Here is a 20,497-nt window from a genome sequence, read left to right on the forward strand (position 1 = left end):
TTTTAACCTATAACTAAGAAAGGCGCCATTCCCTTATGGAATGGCGCCTTTCTTAGTAACCAAATCGTTAGTTTTCTTGCAATTGTATGATTGCCAACTCTGGAATAAAACGTTCGGATAAATGTGCAGCATATCTTTTAAGATCCGTTTCCAGATCAGCGTTCTTCTCTACATCATGGAAGTGAATACCAGGTATTGGTGTCATTCCTGTAAACGCGTTCATGCGATGAAATCCAAACAATGGCCCATCATCTACAGACCTTTCATTGAAAAACTCTCCAGGAAGCGTAAAAGCTTCTTTTGGTGCATTCCAGGAAGTGGTTAACATATATTTCTTCCCTCCCAATAGTCCACCTGTCCCGTAATTAATCTTTGGATTTTCCGCAGAACGACCATCACTTTTGTATATGCCCCTGTTATGTCCGGCGGTAAAAACCACATCAATATATTTTTTTAATCCATGAGGTACCTGAAACCACCATATTGGAGTATGGTAAATCACCACATCCGCCCAGTTGTATTTTTCTACTTCTTCCAAAGGGTCATATTCCTCATTCACATTTGTTGTTTTTACTTCAAAACCATGTTGATTCTGAAAAAAACTAATCGTTTCAGCAGCAATTGTTGCATTAAAACGACCACCAGAATGACCAAAGGTTTGTCCACCATTTATTACAAATATTTTCATTTCTTATCTTTTTTAAGCTGATTAACATCCTCAGCGTTTTGTTTACCCTCTCAATCCACAATTCAACTTAAATAACTTGTAATCTGAATCATGACTAAGCTCAGCCTTTCAATGTCACAAAATTAAGCAGCTTTTCACTATAATTAAAATAACTTAAATCATATCTTTGTATCATAATTATAATACATAAGCAAATGGTAAATTTAGAATGGTTCAGAACATTTAAAGCAATTTATGAAACAGGTACACTAACCGGTGCTGCTGAGGTCTTATACATTTCCCAGCCAGGGGTGAGTTTACACCTCAACTCATTGGAGGCCTACGTAGGCTATAAACTGTTCGATAGAACTTCCAGGAGGATGGTTTCTACCGAACGGGGAAAAGTTCTATACAACTATATCCTAGATGCCATCATCAAATTAGAAACTGCAGAACATCATTTTCATAAGAGTACAGAAAAGGATACTCCAACTATTAGCATCGGGATGTGCTTTGAAACATTTCAGTTTACTCTTGAATCCTACTTACCCGGCCTTCCATTTAATGTGATCATCAAATTTGGTGATTATCCGGAAATGCTAAGCGATCTGGATAATGGCATCCTCGACTTAATCATCACTCCACAAAAAGGAGATTCCAATAATATCAATTACCTGCCATTTTCAAAAGAGAAGATCGTATTGGTCGGCGGAAACCAGACTGATACAAGCAAATTTGATGAACTCCTAAAAAATGGAGAGATGGCTGAGGTACATCAATGGCTGAAACAACAAACCTGGTATGGAACCACTGCGGATATGGAGCATTTAAGGCGTTTCTGGCACCTCAACTTCAATAAGCGCCCAGACTTCAAGCCTAACTACATTGTGCCGAATCTAAGCTCTATAGTGCGTTGTATCAGCGGACAAAACGGTGTTGCCATTATTCCCGACTTTTTATGTAGAAAAGAGATAGAAAGTGGTCAAATGAAAGTGATTTGGGAAGGAAATGATGTAATTGAAAACACACTTTATTTCTCTACCAGAAAAAAGACCATTTATGCCGAAGAGATCAAAATTATTGAAGAGATATTTATGAAAGAGATGGCCTGATAGCAAAAAAAAGAGCTGATCTCCGGATAGATCAGCTCTTTGCTATATTCAAAAGATTAATGTGCTGCTGTTTTTGAAAAAACATTGATCACAATCACACCTATAATGATCAATCCAATACCCAATAATGCCGGTAAATCCAGTGTCTGATTATATACAAAATAGCCAACTCCGGAAACCAGAACAATGCCCACACCCGACCAAAGTGCATAAGCAATCCCCACAGGGATGGTCTTTAAGGTTAAACTCAGAAAGTAAAAAGCAACCACATAGCCTACCACTACAATAACGGAAGGAATGGGTTTAGAAAACTGCTCAGAGGCCTTCAAGGCACTTGTAGCGATGACTTCAGCAATTATTGCAATGAATAGAAAAAGGAACTTCATTTTAAAATTTATAAGTTAAACCTGCCCCAAAGATCTGTTTTATTTGCAACACTGAACGCGATGTCCCAGATCCGTCGTTACGGGCGATTTTAGTCTTATCATCATAAATAAATTGCGCTCCCGCATTTACAGACACAAATTTATTGACTTTCATAAATAGGTTGGCCGTATAATCTGTATATACATTTTGCGGATTATCAAGATAATTAGCATATAATTTCAAAATATTCTCAAAACCAATGTTCTCCATCAGGTTTATTTTATAATAAGCATCTAATGAAGCTCCGAATTGGAAATCACTTTTCTTTCCAGGATCTACCCCATAGGCGCCTGCATCAGACAGCTCTTTATTCGTTACCATGACAATTCTCGCGGCAGCCGGAGAGATATTAATCCTGAAATTATCGGAACGCTTATAAGCAAAGCCAGGTCCAAAAGTCAGATATGCGGGTGCAAAAGCAGCAGAAATCAACTTTCTTCCACCAGAGGGATAGGTATAACCATTCGCAAACTGTGTTTGAAAGTTGGCATAAAAGGTATACATCCAATATTTTGCAGCTTTATAACCTACTAAACTATTCAAGATCACCTTGTCATCATTTTTACGAACGCCAATATCCTGCTGTTTACTTAAACCATAACCTAAAATGACTTTATTGTCCCAGCTCAGTTTGTCCTTTTTATAATTAAAATCGTAGTTAAACAACAAATTCCCCGCGAAGGCATTCACACCTCCGCCAGCCCAATTCGAAAAAGAACTCTGGCTAATTAAAAAAGTATTTTCTCCATGGATAGTCCACCTTTTAGCGGTGTCCAAAGTAGCAGACTCCTGACTATAACCAAACAAACAGAAACCCGAAATGACGAATAATAGTAACAATCTTTTCATAGATGTAGATTTAAGGTGTTGAAAATTAATGGATTCCCCACAAAAACACAATAAATGTGCCTGAAATACACCCATTTATATTTACTTATCCGTTCTTGAAATACCGATATCAATGAAACTTTGATTTGACCATCTGATCTGTAATAGCTCCCCTGCATCCTTAATACTTTCATTGCTGATCTCTTTTCCTGTTCCATAATTAATCTGCGCAAAAGGATTCTTATCAATATTCAACATCAATAGCAATCGACTTCCCTTTTTTAATTGCTTGCTAAATACTCTGGAACGATAAAAAGGAATAGCTGTTTCTTTTCCCGGATCTAGTAATTTCCGCTGAGTCATATCATCAGCATAGCTTGCTCTACCTAAAAAATAGGAAAGCTGGAAATATTCGCCTTCAGGACTCAGCTCATATAGCGTGAGGCCAATATCCATATCCTTTTTATTAATAATCGCTTTCAATATCCCTTCCAACTTACCACTTACACTAACCGCTTCATCAAATGGCTTAGTTAAAAAAAACAATCCATTGCTCCTGTCTATTTCTTTCTTAATGATCGGATCGGGATAGTAATCATTATTTGTGCTTGTTCTATCTGCCAGATCCACAGATTGACCAATAAACAAGGTACTAGCGGGTTTAACCGAAGTTAAACTATACTGATCTCCTACTTTATCCAGGTAAAATCTGACTTTAGATGCCTCCATCTTATCCATTGAAGACACATGTCGCCAACTATTGGCTCCCATCACTTCAAAATTTATCTTATCCTTTAAAAGCTCCGGCTTCTTTCCTCCTTTTAAAACATAATCCATCCATTGAAAAGTAATTTCACGCGTATTGATCAACGCAATTTTATCTACCTCATAACCCCTTAAATTTGGAACACCTCCCTTTTGAGCACCAAAATGATCATATGGCCCAATAATCAGGTAATGTTCCGCATCAGGAAGATATTTATAATGCTCCCTTAGGTATTCCAGTGCAGAAACCTGTCCATCATCATAATAACCGGTAATCGTTAAAACCGGAATCTTGATATTCAAGAAGTCTTCTTTAAAAGGAACCATTGATTGCCAGTAAGCATCATAATCCGGATGTAAAAGCCATTTCTGAAACCATGGATTAGCTGCGCCATCTAAGCTATCTACCTTATGATATGCCAAGCCACTTTCCCACCAATTCATCCGCATTCTCCGCCATCGTGCGCCATCATTATTTACCGCATCGTCCGTGTATTTGTTATTCGTCACATAAAATGGCCATTGATAATTTGCCAATAAAAAGATGTTATTCTCCATCGGAAGTCCAAGTCCGGGAATGGCTGCCACATAGGGTACAATCGTTTTCAATGCAGGATTCAAGGACTTTGTTGCTGCCCATTGGGCAAAACCAGAATAACTCCCCCCATACATGCCTACCCGCCCATCACTCCAGGGTTGTTGAACAATCCAATTGATGACCGCATTCACATCTTCTACCTCTTTTTCATAAGGTACAGGGGCATCCGGACTCAGACGCTTTCCTCTCGCATCGGCCACAATACCCACATACCCCTGATCAGCGGCATATTTAGCTTCTGCCAAACTTCTCTTTGTATCTGAATAAATAAGATACATAAGCGCTGTGGGCAATCGCTTTGGCGCATTTTTTTTCCTTACCACGACAGCCGAAAGGGTAATTCCATTACTTGCCCTGATCATCACACTATCCGCTATATAATAGTTTAGAGTAGTTGGTAAAATCATCGGAGACTGAGCAAAAGCTAAATGGCTAAATAAAAGACATAGCAGAGCCATACCGAAAGTGTTTTGGTTCATCCTCATAATTTTGTTTTTTTTATTGATTTAGATTCTTGAATCTAACCGCCTGTCGTTCTGAAACACGTAATAATGTCCCATTGATTAACGTTATTGACATCCCAGCCAACTCCCGATTAATACTTTTAATCTCATTTAAATTGAACATCTGACTGCGATTAGCCCTGAAAAACATCTTTTTATCTAATTTTTCCTCTAATCTATTGAGAGAGGTCTTTAATAATACTTGCTCATTACCAAAGTATAGTCTGGCATAGTTATCCATCGACTCTATTAAATAAACTGTACTCCATTTAATCCGATAATGATGCGACTTGGTTTTCACAAAGATGGCAGGCTCCACCTCCCCTAAACACCTTTCAACAACCTGATTCATTGCTTTTACAAAGCGTTCTTCTCTGATAGGTTTCATCAAATAATCCATGGCATTCACCTCAAAAGCTTTCAGAGCGTATTCGTCGTAGGCCGTGACAAACACCACCATAGGTATAAAATCAAGCCCTTCCAGTAGTTCAAAACCTGAGCGCCCAGGCATCTGAATATCCAGAAAAATCAACTCAGGTTTCAACAATTCGATTAGTTTAGCGGCTTCATCAGCATGTGATGCCTCAGCTAAAACTCGAACCTGTGGATAGTTCTTGAGCATTCGCATTAATTCCAGCCTTGCCCCAGGCTCATCATCTATAATAATGGTTCTAATGATATTATCCATAAACCGGAATTTTTAGTATCGCGCATACTTGCCCTGACTTCTCGTAGAGTTCAAAGCTTGCATTGCCAGTATAAGTAATATTCAATCTTTCCTTTAGATTTTCAAGCCCAATACCCATTTTATTCTTGTTGACAGACAATTGACCCGGACTCAATACCTCAATACACAAAAGATCGGACTGTCGGGTAATGAGTACATGAATAAATCCTCCATCTTTCTCCACTGCAACACCATGCTTCAGGGCATTTTCCACCAAACCCTGGATACTCATTCTTGGAACTGGAATACTGAAAAATGAAGCATCACAAACTATTTTAAAATTCAACCTTTCCCTCATCCGTAACTTCTCCAGTTCCAGATAATCCTTTACCAGGAAAAGTTCTTCTTCGAGTGAAAGCATCAAAGCCTTTCCCTTATAAAGCCCTGCCCGCAAAAGCTCACTTAGCAAATCAATTCCTCTACCTGCAGAACTAGGACTGGTATAAATCAACGATTTTATAGTATTCAAAGAATTGAACAGGAAATGTGGATTGAGTTGCATGTGAAGGTTATCCAATTGCGCTTGTTTTAAACTCAGTTCAATGTGTGCTTTTTCTCCTGCCAGACGTAATTCTCTTTTTGCATAGTGAAAAAGGTGGTAAGCCAGGAGCCAGATCGCCATTAAACGAATACCTGCGATAAAGATGCCTAGACCGTTAATCTTAAAAAAATCCAGTATGGACTGATGCTCATTTAAACCAAAAACCACCCTTATTCCATAAAGTTTGAGTACCGTAACAAGGGTATAGAGAAAGCCCATAAACACTATAGCTGGCAGAATGCGTATCAGCAGATTTTTCAAAGGTAAATCCTCCCAATGATGTCTTAAAGAGAAATTGCGATACATATGTGTCATCAATACATAGATCAACACATCTGAGATCAATTGCACAATGGCCAGATCAAACCGAAAACCACCAGATAAAAATCCCTGCAACGTCCAGTAGAGCGCAGCTATTGTCCAGCCGACAATCTGACATTTCCAATAAAGTGATAAATGAGGTTTAGTTTTCAAAGTTTCTTATTTGAAACAAATCAACAAAAACTAATCCCAAGAAAAAAGATAAAGTACAGCAATGCACTATTTTGGGGATGAACGCCGGACTACCCTTTGATCATTTATAAACAGACTTGATTTTAAAATGATCATCGAACAACTTCGCCATCTTGTTGATTGCAATTCTCGCTGGTCGCCCTGGGCAATTTTCTTCATAAAATTGAGGCCCATAAAAATCAATAGTTTTAATTTCCTTTTTTGTGATCAGCGTAATTTTTACACCTCCAGCATCATAAACCACAGGAGGAATACGTTCAGTGTGAGGAATAGCAGGACAACCTTCTCCTTCTACTGAATCATCCTTTAATGCCCATGGCTGAAGTATTGATAACTGATTCCAAAAGCTTTTCCTTTCTTCAAGATTCTTTGTATAACTGCTAAAATACTGGTTAACATCAAGAGGTACTGATAGTATTTTCATCGTAAATTTATACATCGCTGAACTAATTTTCGCTGGAGTAGGACCATAAGAATAGATATTTTCAGGAGCTTTATAAGTATAACAACTAATTGTATCTCCCTTTTTACTGAGCAGGTAATGCTCCGGAAAATGAAACCAACTGCTGGTAAATTCTAAAACCAGAGTGGAATCTGCGTTTGCCTGCATGAATTGATACAATGGTTCAACCGTCTTATGTTTTTGTGCCAGGACAGACAGCTGGAAGCAGACCAATAGGAAAAGGAGGTAGAATTTGTCTTTCATTTTGTTTAAAACCAAAAAAGCCTCTCAGTTTTCACTGAAAGGCTTTGCAATTTGGCTCCCGAGACTGGGCTCGAACCAGTGACCCTCTGATTAACAGTCAGATGCTCTAACCAGCTGAGCTACTCGGGAGTACTGGTTACCAAAATAAACGTCTTTCCGAAGTATTAAACAACATTAAGTTTCGTTCGTTTTGGGAATGCAATATTAGGGGTTTTAATTTATTTATGCAATATTTGTAGCGAAATATTTTAAAATAATTTTAAAAAAATATCTATGAGCCTGATAATCATAGGGACTGTAGCATTTGATGCTATAGAAACTCCCTTCGGAAAAACAGATAAGATAGTCGGAGGAGCCGCTACTTATGCAAGTTTAGCTGCATCTTACTTTTATGATAAGGTAAAAATCGTTGCTGTTGTAGGCGATGACTTCCATAAAGAAGACATTGATACATTTAATGAACACGGAATTGATACCGAAGGTTTGCAAATAAAAGAGGGAGAAAAATCTTTCTTCTGGTCAGGAAAATACCACAATGACATGAACAGCAGAGACACTTTAGTCACTGAACTAAATGTATTGGCGGATTTTGATCCAATCATTCCTGAAAATTATCAGGATTGCGAGTACCTGATGTTAGGTAACCTTACCCCGATCATTCAACGTACGGTAATAGAAAGATTAAAAAACAAACCAAAGTTGATCGTTTTGGATACGATGAATTTCTGGATGGATATCATGATGGATGACCTATTGGAAACCATCAAACTAGTAGATGTTCTAACCATTAACGATGAAGAAGCCCGTCAACTTTCAGGAGAATACTCCTTAGTTAAAGCTGCAGAGAAAATTCTGAAAATGGGTCCAAAATACCTGATCATTAAAAAAGGCGAACATGGTGCATTACTATTCCATGAAGATAAAATATTCTCTGCACCAGCATTGCCTTTAGCAGAAGTATTTGATCCAACTGGAGCTGGAGATACTTTCGCAGGTGGCTTTATTGGCTATTTAGCAAAAGTAGGTACTGTAAACTTCAATAATATGAAGAATGCCATCATTTACGGTTCTGCTTTGGCTTCTTTCTGTGTAGAGAAATTCGGAACAGAAAAAATCCTTAACCTAACAGATGAAGAAGTAGCTGCCCGTATTCAGGAATTTGTAAAACTAAGTTCATTTACAATTGAGGCTTAAGTAGCTCCGGATTGCAAAACACTATAAAATAACCAGCCGAACAATCCTAAACAGGAGTTGGAAACGCGGTTATAAAAAAACGGAGTGTTGAAAGCAACACTCCGTTTTTTACATAACTGAAAGCCTCAGAAAAAAAACTTACTCAGCATTCGAAAGTTTAATGTTTCAATTTCCCTATAGCGATAAATCTCTCAAAAACACCTTCCGTATGCGGTGCATCCGCTAGTTCATCCGTCAAATCTTGTCCTGCCCAGTGTTCATAATGCTTTCCATTACGCCATAATCGGCTTTCTGTGACATCATAAATTAGTCCTTGGAAAGCTACCCAGATCTGCGGCTTATCCTGACCATTACGTAAGGCCAACTGTTGTTTCGTGTATAACGGCAACTCCATTATGCCTTGGATCTGCTTTTAAACAATTCAAAAAGGTAGATACTTAACAGCAACATTGCCATGAAATAAAAGTGACTTTCAAAAGGGATCAGCCCAATTCTTAAATCAAGTGTGTCCTTATAAGAGATCACAGGAAGCATAGAAATAAGTCCGTAAGCTAAGTAGAAGAGTACCAAAGAAACCATATAAGCCCGATAAAATCGGTAACTAAAACGCAGCTTGTTAATATACTCTGTATAAAATACCAGCAAGAAAAGCACTCCAAATGACAGTGTACTGTACCATTTCATGTGTGCAAAAAAGAGCATTGCTATACAAATTCCCAACATCAGATTACTAAAAGACAAGCTAAACTTATCTAGCGCATTCTCAGGAAAAAAAGCATTTAAAGCCTGATATATTGCGATTCCGGCTAAACAGCTCGTCATATAAAAGAGTCCCTCTTCTATAGGGATGAGCCAAAGAAATACCCCCGACAAATAGGAAGGATTAAACACCCAGGCATTAAAAATGACAAATAAAATTGCAAAAAGAGAGAAGATTAATCCGGTAATGAATACTGCTGGAATGGCTAATTTTATTGTTTGATTGAAGTTTGTCTTTTTAACAAAAAGCAGCAGAGTAGGAATCAGTAATATGCTCAATGCCAACAACAGATAAGTAAGGTTCATTTAATGATGAGTTAAGCCCAAAAATATGATTTTGACCCCATTTACCAATTTTCTTTTTTTAGCAAAAAAAATGCCTTAACATCAGATTAAGGCATTCTGCAACTATTTATAAAAGATTAAATGATTTCTGCTCCTAAAATCTCTTTAGAATAAGTCTTTAAATATTTTTTAAGAATCTGACGGGCTACATGGATTCTGGTCTTTACTGTTCCGATAGGAATCTCTAAGATCTCTGCAATTTCATGATATTTATAGCCTTCAAAATACTTGATAAATGGCACATAATATTCTGGTTGTAGCGTAGCTAAGGCTTTATTGATATCGCCTATGATAAACTTGCTATCACTTGTATTTTTGGATGCACTGTAGTGCAGATTTGCAGAAGAAATGTCGTCAGACTTAGTGATTAAAGCATTTGTTTTCACCAAACGTCTATAGTTATTGATAAAGGTATTTTTCATGATGGTGAACAACCATCCTTTTAGATTAGTACCTTCTTTAAATTTGCTGTAGTAAGTTACAGCTTTCAACATCGTGTCTTGTACTAAGTCATTTGCATCCTCAATATCTTTGGTAAAATTTAAAGCGAATGACTGCAACGAAACAGAATGATCGTTTAGCTGGAGGTTGAATTCATTTTTTGTCATAATGTTTTAAGTTTTAAGGTTAAAAAGGCAAACAAACAAAGATTTATGAGTGGCGCTCGCTAGTTTGTTTAATCTTACACACCAAATGCTATACAACATTAGTACCAAAAAATCAACCCCAATATTAAGAAATTGTTTTTCGGGGTTGGCTATGATAAAGAGCCCTGTGTCACAAAATATTTACTTCTCTTTCTAATCTCACACCAAACTTGGCCTCCACAGTATTTATAATGTTTTCTGAAAAACTGTACACTTCCTGTCCAGTAGCCTGTCCATGGTTGACAAGTACCAGTGCCTGACTTTTCCAGGTTCCTGTTTGCCCTACTACCTTACCTTTAAACCCACATTGTTCAATCAGCCAACCTGCAGCAAGCTTCACTTTACCAGGAGTAACTTGATAATGAACTACTTCAGGAAACTCTTTGTAGATTTTTTGAAACTCAGCTTTTGCTATCACAGGATTTTTAAAGAAACTCCCTGCATTACCTATTGTAGAAGGATCCGGCAATTTACTTACACGAATATGGGCAACCACAGCAGACACGTCAGCGATAGTTGGTATCGCTATGCCACGTTTGGCCAGCTCTTCCTGAATTGCTCCATACTGGGTGTTAATTTTCGCTACACGATTTAAGCGAAAACGTACCTCGGTAATCAAATACTGCCCTTTTAATTCATTTTTGAAAATACTATCGCGATATCCAAACTTACAGTCCGCATGACTAAAAACTCTTGATATGCCAGTATTTATTTCCATGCCCGTACAAGACTCAAATACGTCTTTCAGCTCAACGCCATAAGCACCGATATTCTGTATTGGCGAAGCACCCACTGTGCCTGGGATTAGGCTGAGGTTCTCCACTCCGGCATAACCATGTTGTACACAATAGTTGACAAAATCATTCCATACCACTCCAGCCCCTGCAGTTACAATTACCTCATCACCAGTTATCACTTCTGAAATCCCTGGAATGCTCACCTTAACTACCAATCCTTCAAAATCTTTGGTGAACAACAGATTGCTCCCACCTCCTAAAATTAACAAAGGTTCTGTTTTGATTAAGTCAGATCCCAATAGCTCCTGCAAATCTGCAGCTGTAGTCAGCTTAGCAAAATAACGGGCGTTAACAGGGATACCAAACGTATTATACGGCTTTAATGAAGTGTTTTGTTGGAAGATGGTCATAGTTAAAATGAACTGATTTGCTATAGGCTACAAATGTAATTGTTCGGGAGGGGAATCAAGATGATTAAATAGATATTTAAAAAAATTGACTATTTTTCGTCTCTATTGTTTAAATAACAGTATTTATTGGAGAAAGGAGAACAAAAAATTTAAATGGAAAATCAGGATAAAAAGAGAATTTTAATTATTGAGGCGGCTTTAAAGCGTTTTGCCCATTATGGCTTATCAAAAACCACCATGACTGAAATCGCAAAAGACATCTCTTTCTCAAAAGCATTACTTTATTACTATTTTCCTGACAAATTAAGTCTCTACGTAAGTGCAATAGAACACCTTATGCAAATCATCAGCAGAGATCTGGTAAAATCTATTGACAAAACAAAAACAGCAAGCGAAGGCCTCCTGAAACTATTACAAAAAAGACAGGCTTTTATTCAAAAATACTACAACATCCTGGAATCTAGCCAGATCATTGGAAATGAACTCCCAGAAAATCTGGCAGAAAAATTCCACAAAGCAAGAACCTTTGAATTCATCATTATCGGTTCATTATTCAGCCGTGGTGTAGCCAATAAAGAGTTTTTTATCGGTGATACTAAACTAGCCACTGAAATATTTATTGATGCTTTATCAGGCATCCATTTCAACATCCTCTCCAAGGATAAGAACATGTTTCCCGGAAAAGAACAGTTTAAGCAGATCTTTCAAAAGGAAAAAATGTTTGCTGACATCTTTTTAGGAGGCTTGAAAGCTAAACCATAGCTTTTTGTCATAATTAAGTCAGTTTACTTGGATTTTTCGAACAAACTCCAAGTTACAGAATTATGGTAGTATTTTTGACTGTAGAAATAAAAAAGTCAGAAAGTAAAAAAGTAGAATGGTAGAGACAGATAAAAAAAGGGAATTGATTATTGAGGGTGCGATAAAGAGGTTCATTCACTACGGCATCAACAAAACCACAATGAACGAAATAGCAGACGATTTATCAGTCTCTAAACCTTCTTTGTACTATTATTTCCCAGATAAGAGTAGTCTTGTATTGGGTGTAATTGACAAGATTTTCTCCGATTATTTTGAGCTGATGGAAAAAGATCAAGCTTCCAAAAACTCTATTGAAGAGTGTTTAGGAGCTTTTGTTGAAATCAGACACCGATTTTTTCAAAAGTACTATATGTTACATCTTTCTGGTGGTAGCCCAGATGCCTCTCTGAATTCAGATGGGTTGAGGGCAGCATTCCTTACCATGAAGGCCAAAAACGCGGATTTTCATGCAAAGGTTTTACAATGTGCAATAGACAATGGGGAAATCGCTCCTGTGGATGCGCTTAAAACAGCGGAGCTTTATCTGGACAGTCAGGCAGGAATTACCTCCTTATGCTTACTTCATGGCAACAAAGAATTGTTCCCAAGCAAAAAAGAAATGAAAACCATATTGGAGAAACAACACCAGCTATCAAAGATTTTTATCAAAGGACTAAAGTAAGAACAGCCAGGTTAAAAAGCGTTATGAATAGACGAAACCTACAGGTGCAACAAGAATAAACGAATAATAGACGGATTTAAATAACAATAGACCACAAATTATAATAAACATGAATACTATAATTAAACAGGTAAAACTGATTCCACTACTGCTGCTGGGATTATTATTATCTAATGTAGCGAGCGCACAGCAAACGCTGGTTCTCAAGGACGCACTAAACTACGCCATTCAGAACAGCGCGAACACGCGTAAAGCGAAATTGGACATCGAAGGAGGCCGTTATAAAACAGAGGAGGTCAGAGCTCAGGCACTACCTACAGTAACTGGAAATGGGGGATTAACTTACAACCCAATCATTGGACAACTAGTAGTTGGAACAAATGCAGATGGGTCTCCTATGGCCTTTAAAATGGGACGTGCATGGAATGCAAATGCCGGGATTCAGTTGAACCAGCAGTTATTTAATCAGCAAGTTTTTACTGGCTTAAAAGCCGCTAGAACAAGCGAAAGTTATTACACCACCAATGCTGAATTAACGGATGAGCAGCTCATTGAGCAGGTAGCGAATAACTATTACCAGGTATTAGTAAATAGACAGCAACTGAATGTAATTGACACCAATATCAAAAATGTAAAAGTAGTTGAAAAGATCATTGGTAACCAATACAAAAATGGTTTGGCCAGAAAAATTGATGTAGATAGAATCAAAGTGAACCTTACCAATCTGGAAACCAGACGTGAACAAACTTCAAATGCGATCATTCAACTGGAAAATCAATTGAAGTTCTCTATGGGTATGCCAGTAGAAACGGCAATTAATTTACCAAAATCAGAACTAGACCACAACCCAACACTTCCTGTATTTTCAGATACTGTAAATGTAGAGAACAGAACAGAAATGAAGCTGTTAAACATCCAAAAAGACCTACTTACTTTACAACGTAAGGCTTACGTAGCAGAATACTACCCTACCCTTGCCTTAGCTGCAAATTACACTTACAGCGGAGTAAGTGATAAATTCGATCTATTTAAGAGAAACGGTGAGGCTTTTTGGTACGGTGCCTCAGCAGTTGGTGTCACCTTAAAAGTGCCGATTTTCAATGGTTTTGCTACACGTTCCAGAGTTCGTCAGGCAGATGTGGATTTGAAAAAAGCTACTGAAGACAGAAGAGAAACACGTAACGCGTTAAACCTCTCTTATGAGAACGCTAAGATCCAATTGAAAAACAGTGTAAACACCATTAATTCTCAACGCGCAAACGTTTTGCTTGCTCAGGAGATTTACAATAGCACTCAAAACAATTACAACAATGGTCTTGCTGCTTTAACGGACTTATTAGATACAGAAAACGCACTTACAGAAGCACAGAACAGCTATACCCAGGCCTTATTGAACTATAAGATTGCCGAAATTCAATTAATCAAATCAAACGGAAATATAAAATCACTACTACAATGAAAAAAGGAATCATTACAGCCTTAGTAATCATACTTGCCATAGCCGGGATTGCCCTGGTGTTGAAAAACAACAAAAAGAAAAATGCAGAAAAAACGGCAATTGTTGCGGAAGGTAGCGGTGCAGTTAGTGTTCGTACGGAAGTAGCAAAAAAAGAACCTATAAACCTTGATTTCAGCGTTAACGGTATATTTGCTCCTATTCAAGAATTGAATTACATGGCAGAAATTGCAGGTCGTGTGACTGCTATTTATGTAAAAGAAGGCGATAGAGTAGCTAAAGGACAGCCATTGGCACGCATTGATGCGGAAATCTTAAATACGGATAAAGAAACTGCTGAGGCAAACCTGCAAAATGCAATTAGAGATGAAGCAAGATATGCAAGCTCTTTCCAAACAGGTGGGGTAACACAACAACAATTAGATCAGGCAAAACTAGCCGTTAAAAACGCTAGATTAAGATTACAAAGTTCACAGAAAAGAGTAAGTGATGCGAACATGAGATCTCCTATCAATGGTATTGTGAACAAAAAATATGTAGAAGTTGGTGCATATGCAAATGCACAAGGCACACAATTGTTTGAATTGGTAGATGTTTCTAAATTGAAACTAAAAGTAAACGTAGACGAATCTCAGGTAGCTAACTTAAACCTTGGCGATCAGGTGCCGATCAAAGCAAACGTTTTCCCAACAGATAACTTTGAAGGAAAAATCACCTTTATCGCAGCAAAAGCAGATGCTTCTTTAAATTTCCCGGTTGAAATCTTAGTAGAAAACAACAAAAAGAACACTATCAAAGCAGGGATGTATGGTACTGCAGTATTCAAATTCCCAAATCTTGCCCCTACGATTATTATTCCTCGTGGTGCATTCTTTGGCAGTGTGAGCAGCAACCAGATCTTTGTATTGGGTGAAGGAAATAAAGCTGTATTGCGTAAAGTAGTTGCAGGTAGAATCCTTGGAGAAAATGTTGAAGTGCTGGATGGCCTGAAAGAAGGCGAAACAGTGATCACCAGTGGACAAATCAACTTAGTTGATGGAACCCCGGTTGTTCCTGTAAAATAACCAACAATTAGCATGAATATATAACAAAACTATTCTGATGAAACCTGCATCCTGATGCAAGCTTCATAACCATTGAACAACAATTATATTCTGATGAAAATAACAGAAATTTCTATAAAGCGCCCAACACTCGTTATCGTGGTTTTTACCGCGCTAACGCTGATGGGGCTATTGAGCTATTTTAGCCTGAGCTATGAATTATTACCAAAGTTCTCTAATAATGTAGTCTCTATTTCTACGGTATATCCAGGTGCCTCGCCAAATGAGGTAGAGAATACCGTGACCAAGAAGATTGAAGATGCCGTCTCCTCCATGGAGAATATTAAGAAACTAAATGCAGTATCTTACGAGAGTTTATCTGTAGTGACCATCACTTTAAATGACAAAGCCAATGTGGATTTATCATTGAATGAGGCACAACGTAAAGTAAACTCTATCCTTGCTGATTTACCAACGGATGTAAAACAACCTTCCCTGAATAAATTCTCATTGGATGATTTACCGGTAATCACGATGTCAGCATCTGCAAAAATGGATGATGCCGCTTTCTATGATTTGATCGATAAACGTATTGCCCCGATCCTTTCCAGGGTAACAGGTGTGGCGCAAGTCAACCTCGTAGGTGGTTCTGAACGTGAAATCGTTGTTGGATTAAATGCAGCCAAGATTGAAGGTTACAACCTTTCTATCCCACAAATTCAACAGGCCATCCTGACTTCCAATCTAGACTTTCCTACAGGAAGTGTAAAAACAGAAAATCAGGACGTATTGATCCGTCTTTCCGGTAAATTCAAAACGGTTGATGAATTGAGAAATCTGGTTGTTGCCACTAGCAAAACTGGCGCACAAATCAGATTGAGTGATGTAGCCGATGTTCAGGATGCACAAAAAGAAGTAGAGAAAATCGCTCGTATCGACAGAAAAGGAGCTATTGCTATTCAGATCATTAAACAATCTGACGCGAATGCGGTAGAAGTAAGTAAAGGCATGCACAAAATTGTAGCGAGCCTTGAAAAAGACTATAAAGCGGTAGATTTAAAAATCATAATTGCCAACGACAGTTCGATCTTTACGTTAGAATCAGCTGATGCGGTAATCCACGATTTAATCATGGCAATTATCCTGGTAGCCTTTGTGATGTTGTTCTTCCTCCACAGTTTACGTAACGCAGCGATTGTAATGGTGTCTATCCCAGCTTCCCTGATTGCTACATTTATCGGAATGAGCTTATTTGGCTATACGCTAAACCTGATGTCCTTACTCGGCTTATCCCTGGTAGTAGGTATCCTTGTCGATGATGCGATTGTGGTATTGGAAAACATCTACAGACACATGGAGATGGGTAAAAACCGTGTTCGTGCCGCATACGATGCGACTGCAGAGATTGGATTTACTGTAGTGTCTATTACCTTGGTAATTGTGGTTGTGTTCTTCCCGATTGCAGTGAGTTCAGGATTGGTTTCTAACATCCTACGTCAATTCTGTGTGGTGGTAATAATTGCAACTTTATTATCATTGGTCACTTCATTTACCATCGTTCCATTACTCTCTTCACGTTTCGGTAAACTGGAGAAAATTGAAGGTAAAAATGCTTTCGGACGTTTCATCTTATGGTTCGAAAAACAATTACATAAATTCACCGTTTGGGTAACAGGAATCTTAGAATGGACTTTACGCCATAAAGCCATCACTACTATCGGTGTATTTATGCTCCTGTTGAGTTCATGTGGATTAACGATCGGTGGTTACATCGGTAATGAGTTTTTCCCTAAAAGTGATAAAGGAGAGTTTCTGGTACAAATAGAACTTCCTAAAGATGCTTCCCTAGAGAAAACAAACCAGTTCACACAAAAAGCGGAGGCGTACTTAGCGAAAAAACCTGAGATCACCCAAATGATTACTACCGTTGGACAATCCAGTGGTGATATGGGATCTTCACAAGCCACGGCATACAAATCTGAAATCAACGTAAAATTAGTAGAGCGTAAAGATCGTGCAGATGCTTCTGATATCTATGCCACTAAAGTAAGTCGTGAGCTATCGAAATACCTGGTAGGTGCTAAGGTGAAAACCGTACCGATCAGTATTTTGGGAATCGCAGAAAACGCACCTATTGACCTTGTGGTTATGGGATCTGATTTGGATAGTGCGATGAAATACGCAGAAGGTGCAATGGAGGTATTGAGAGGTATTCCTGGTTCTGCAGAGGTAAAATTATCCGTAGAAAAAGGTAGTCCCGAGATCAATGTTCAAGTTGACCGTGATAAAATGGCTGCTTTAGGCTTGACGTTACAAACTGTAGGTATGACGATGCAAACCGCATTTAGTGGAAATACAGATGGCAAATACCGTAAAGGTGAGTACGAGTACGACATCAATATCCAGTTTCAAAGCTTTGACCGTCGTAATATCGATGACGTAAGAAACCTGACTTTTATCAATGGTAATGGTGAAAAGATAAAACTAATCCAGTTCGCTGATATTAAAGAAGGCTCAGGCCCTAGTCAGCTGGAACGTAGAGATAAGAGTACTTCTGTTTCCGTAAAAGCGCAATCTATCGGTAGGCCAACAGGTACCATCGTAGAGGAATTCAGGAAAAAACTGGAAGCTATGGAAACGGATGGCAAACTGAAAAAACCAGTTGGTGTAAGCTATGTATGGGGTGGTGACCAGGAAAATCAGAGTGAAGGTTTCGGTACTTTAGGTATTGCAATGATGGCCTCGGTGATCTTGGTATACCTGATCATGGTAGCCTTATATGACAGTTTTGTTTATCCTTTGGTAGTAATGTTCTCGATTCCGTTATCGGTAATCGGTGCCTTATTAGCCTTAGCGATCACGAATAACTCATTAGGTATCTTTACCATTTTAGGATTGATCATGCTAATTGGTCTGGTAGCGAAGAATGCGATCATCCTGGTCGATTTTACAAACCAGATGAAAGCAGAGGGTAAAACAACGCATGAAGCCCTGATCTTGGCCAACCATGCACGTTTACGTCCGATCCTAATGACTACGATTGCCATGGTAATCGGTATGCTTCCAATTGCATTAGCCAGTGGTGCTGGTGCGGAATGGAAAAACGGTCTGGCATGGGTAATTGTAGGTGGACTAACCAGTTCCCTATTCCTAACGCTAATCGTAGTACCGGTAATGTATCAAATCTTTGATAACATCTTAACCAAGTTTGGCTTCAATGAAAAAGGTCAATCAATAGAAGAGCTGATCGCAGAACCATACGATCATAAAGACGTTAAAGAATACGACCTGGACGGTAAACACTAAACCGCCCCGATCATCATAAAAAAGAGGAATTTGCATTCAGCAGATTCCTCTTTTTTTATATAGTAAAATTTCCTTTTACAGATGAGCTACCTACCAGAAGCCTTTTGTCCCTCTTTCCAAGGGGACACCATAGCCTATAAACAAAGAAACCCCAATTGCTTGAGGTTTCTTTTCAATATCAAAAACGAGGATTAAATATGAATCGCTCTGTTTTCAGTTGCAGCCATAGCTGCTTCTTTTAATGCTTCTGTATAAGTTGGGTGTGCATGGCAAATTCTCGCGATGTCTTCTGCTGAAGCACGGAATTCCATTGCTACCACAGCCTCAGCGATCATATCTGCTGCACGTGGACCAATCATGTGTACACCTAAGATTTCATCAGTAGCCGCATCTGCCAATACTTTAACGAAACCATCTGTATCCATACTTGCTTTTGCACGTCCACTAGCTTTGAAAGGAAATGAACCCGCTTTATAAGCAGTACCTTTTTCTTTCAGTTGCTCCTCAGTAAAACCTACTGAAGCAACTTCTGGCCAGGTATACACTACACCTGGAATCAGGTTATAATTGATGTGTGGTTTTTGTCCAGCTAAAGTTTCCGCTACATAAATACCTTCATCTTCTGCCTTATGTGCAAGCATTGCACCTTTAATTACGTCACCAATTGCATAAACACCAGGAACCGAAGTTTCCAAATGCTCATTTACAGGGATCTTGTTGCCACGATCTTCTGTTTTGATGCCAATATTTTCTAATCCTAAACCTTCGGTATAAGCCGTACGACCAACTGCAACAATACAGTAATCAGCTTCGATGCTAACAGCAGCACCTTTTGAATTCTCAGCAGTTACGGTTACACGTTTGCCTTTAGCAGTTGCACCTGTTACTTTATGCCCCATAAAGAACTCCATGCCTAAAGATTTCTTCAACACACGTTGCAATTCTTTACCTAAACCTGCATCCATTGTACCAATGATTGACGGCATAAATTCAACTACAGATACTTTAGTACCTAAACGTGCGTATACAGATCCTAACTCTAAACCGATTACACCACCACCAATTACTACCATTTCTTTTGGTACTTCTTTGATGTTTAACGCTTCCGTTGAGGTGATGATTCTCTTTTTATCGATCGGTAAAAATGGCAATGCTGTTGGTTTAGAACCTGAAGCAATGATCACATTCTTAGCCGTAATAGTTTCTGTAGTTCCGTCTTCTTTAGTGATAAGAATCGTGTTCTTGTCAACAAAAGAACCTAATCCCTGGAAAGAATCAATTTTATTTTTTTTGAAGAGGTATTGAATTCCGGCAGTATTCTGAGCCACTACATCATCCTTACGAGCGATCATCTGTGGCATGTCCACTTTCAGATCTTTCAGGCTAATTCCATGAGTCTGGAAAGTATGTGCAGCATTGTGATAATGCTCTGAAGAGTCTAACAATGCTTTTGAAGGAATACAACCTACGTTTAAGCAGGTTCCGCCAAAAGTTTTATATTTTTCTATCACTGCCGTTTTTAAGCCAAGTTGAGCACATCTGATTGCGCCAACATAACCGCCCGGGCCCGAGCCAATAACAACTACATCGTATTGCATATTAAGGTTTTTTTTTGTGGAACAAAGTTAATAAACCTATCCTAATAATCCCCCTAAAAGCAACTCTTTCCTCATCTTTAATGTTACATTCTCAAAAATGAAGTCACGATTTCTGTATATTTAAGCTTCATAA

General features: G+C 38.4%; 19 protein-coding genes and 1 tRNA gene. 7 read left to right on the plus strand and 13 right to left on the minus strand.

Annotated elements, in window-relative coordinates:
• Positions 1–67: 67 nt before the first annotated feature.
• Complete coding sequence (locus R2S10_RS19870; protein WP_316842162.1) at positions 68–688, minus strand: NAD(P)H-dependent oxidoreductase; 621 nt, start codon at positions 686–688, stop codon at positions 68–70.
• A 194-nt stretch (positions 689–882) separates the two neighbouring features.
• Between R2S10_RS19870 and R2S10_RS19875 the strand changes: the two genes are divergently transcribed.
• Positions 883–1,779, plus strand: coding sequence for a LysR family transcriptional regulator (locus tag R2S10_RS19875; protein WP_316842163.1), 897 nt, complete (start codon positions 883–885; stop codon positions 1,777–1,779).
• Positions 1,780–1,835: 56 nt separating this feature from the next.
• Here the strand turns inward: R2S10_RS19875 and R2S10_RS19880 are convergent, their stop codons facing one another.
• The 7 genes from R2S10_RS19880 to R2S10_RS19910 form a co-directional block, all read right to left on the minus strand.
• Entirely contained in the window at positions 1,836–2,165 is a 330-nt protein-coding gene (locus R2S10_RS19880; protein WP_316842164.1) for a multidrug efflux SMR transporter, read from the minus strand.
• A 1-nt stretch (position 2,166) separates the two neighbouring features.
• On the minus strand, positions 2,167–3,054 hold the full coding sequence (locus tag R2S10_RS19885; protein WP_316842165.1) for a DUF3078 domain-containing protein: 888 nt from the start codon (positions 3,052–3,054) through the stop codon (positions 2,167–2,169).
• A gap of 81 nt (positions 3,055–3,135) precedes the next feature.
• The gene (locus R2S10_RS19890) at positions 3,136–4,881 is read right to left on the minus strand and encodes a CocE/NonD family hydrolase (RefSeq protein WP_316842166.1); all 1,746 of its coding nucleotides are present in this window, start codon (positions 4,879–4,881) and stop codon (positions 3,136–3,138) included.
• A 13-nt stretch (positions 4,882–4,894) separates the two neighbouring features.
• Positions 4,895–5,587 carry a response regulator transcription factor gene (locus tag R2S10_RS19895; protein WP_316842167.1) on the minus strand — a complete coding sequence of 231 codons (693 nt, stop codon included), beginning with the start codon at positions 5,585–5,587 and terminating at the stop codon, positions 4,895–4,897.
• Positions 5,580–6,641 (minus strand): sensor histidine kinase, encoded by a 1,062-nt coding sequence (locus R2S10_RS19900; RefSeq protein ID WP_316842168.1) that lies wholly within the window; start codon positions 6,639–6,641, stop codon positions 5,580–5,582. The genes R2S10_RS19895 and R2S10_RS19900 overlap by 8 nt, the downstream gene beginning before the upstream one ends.
• Positions 6,642–6,741: 100 nt before the next feature.
• Entirely contained in the window at positions 6,742–7,386 is a 645-nt protein-coding gene (locus R2S10_RS19905) for a hypothetical protein (RefSeq protein ID WP_316842169.1), read from the minus strand.
• Between the two features lie 52 nt (positions 7,387–7,438).
• Positions 7,439–7,515 (minus strand) — tRNA-Asn (locus R2S10_RS19910).
• 144 nt (positions 7,516–7,659) lie between these two features.
• Between R2S10_RS19910 and R2S10_RS19915 the strand changes: the two genes are divergently transcribed.
• The gene (locus tag R2S10_RS19915) at positions 7,660–8,580 is read left to right on the plus strand and encodes a PfkB family carbohydrate kinase (RefSeq protein WP_316842170.1); all 921 of its coding nucleotides are present in this window, start codon (positions 7,660–7,662) and stop codon (positions 8,578–8,580) included.
• A gap of 157 nt (positions 8,581–8,737) precedes the next feature.
• Here R2S10_RS19915 and R2S10_RS19920 read toward each other — a convergent pair whose 3' ends face one another.
• The 4 genes from R2S10_RS19920 to murB all read right to left on the minus strand — a co-directional run bounded on the left by R2S10_RS19920 (position 8,738) and on the right by murB (position 11,478).
• Positions 8,738–8,974 carry a cytochrome b5 domain-containing protein gene (locus tag R2S10_RS19920; RefSeq protein WP_316842171.1) on the minus strand — a complete coding sequence of 79 codons (237 nt, stop codon included), beginning with the start codon at positions 8,972–8,974 and terminating at the stop codon, positions 8,738–8,740.
• On the minus strand, positions 8,974–9,645 hold the full coding sequence (locus R2S10_RS19925; RefSeq protein ID WP_316842172.1) for a lycopene cyclase domain-containing protein: 672 nt from the start codon (positions 9,643–9,645) through the stop codon (positions 8,974–8,976). The genes R2S10_RS19920 and R2S10_RS19925 overlap by 1 nt, the downstream gene beginning before the upstream one ends.
• Positions 9,646–9,761: 116 nt before the next feature.
• The gene (locus tag R2S10_RS19930; protein WP_316842173.1) at positions 9,762–10,292 is read right to left on the minus strand and encodes an RNA polymerase sigma factor; all 531 of its coding nucleotides are present in this window, start codon (positions 10,290–10,292) and stop codon (positions 9,762–9,764) included.
• A gap of 169 nt (positions 10,293–10,461) precedes the next feature.
• Positions 10,462–11,478, minus strand: coding sequence for a UDP-N-acetylmuramate dehydrogenase (gene murB / locus R2S10_RS19935; protein ID WP_316842174.1), 1,017 nt, complete (start codon positions 11,476–11,478; stop codon positions 10,462–10,464).
• Positions 11,479–11,631: 153 nt separating this feature from the next.
• On the opposite strand from murB, the gene R2S10_RS19940 reads away from it, so the two are divergent.
• The 5 genes from R2S10_RS19940 (at position 11,632) to R2S10_RS19960 (ending at position 18,766) form a co-directional block, all read left to right on the plus strand.
• A complete protein-coding gene (locus tag R2S10_RS19940) occupies positions 11,632–12,240 on the plus strand; it encodes a TetR/AcrR family transcriptional regulator (protein ID WP_316842175.1) in 609 nt (202 codons plus the stop codon).
• Between the two features lie 115 nt (positions 12,241–12,355).
• Positions 12,356–12,961, plus strand: coding sequence for a TetR/AcrR family transcriptional regulator (locus R2S10_RS19945; protein WP_316842176.1), 606 nt, complete (start codon positions 12,356–12,358; stop codon positions 12,959–12,961).
• A gap of 109 nt (positions 12,962–13,070) precedes the next feature.
• Positions 13,071–14,420 (plus strand): TolC family protein, encoded by a 1,350-nt coding sequence (locus R2S10_RS19950; RefSeq protein WP_316842177.1) that lies wholly within the window; start codon positions 13,071–13,073, stop codon positions 14,418–14,420.
• Entirely contained in the window at positions 14,417–15,481 is a 1,065-nt protein-coding gene (locus R2S10_RS19955) for an efflux RND transporter periplasmic adaptor subunit (RefSeq protein ID WP_316842178.1), read from the plus strand. Before R2S10_RS19950 ends, R2S10_RS19955 begins: the two co-directional genes overlap by 4 nt.
• Positions 15,482–15,574: 93 nt before the next feature.
• A complete protein-coding gene (locus tag R2S10_RS19960; protein ID WP_316842179.1) occupies positions 15,575–18,766 on the plus strand; it encodes an efflux RND transporter permease subunit in 3,192 nt (1,063 codons plus the stop codon).
• A gap of 191 nt (positions 18,767–18,957) precedes the next feature.
• Here the strand turns inward: R2S10_RS19960 and lpdA are convergent, their stop codons facing one another.
• Positions 18,958–20,364: a dihydrolipoyl dehydrogenase gene (gene lpdA, locus R2S10_RS19965; protein WP_316842180.1), complete on the minus strand. Its 1,407-nt coding sequence runs from the start codon at positions 20,362–20,364 to the stop codon at positions 18,958–18,960.
• Positions 20,365–20,497 lie beyond the last annotated feature (133 nt).

Source organism: Pedobacter gandavensis (assembly GCF_032678745.1).
Taxonomy (GTDB): Bacteria; Bacteroidota; Bacteroidia; order Sphingobacteriales; family Sphingobacteriaceae; genus Pedobacter; species Pedobacter gandavensis_C.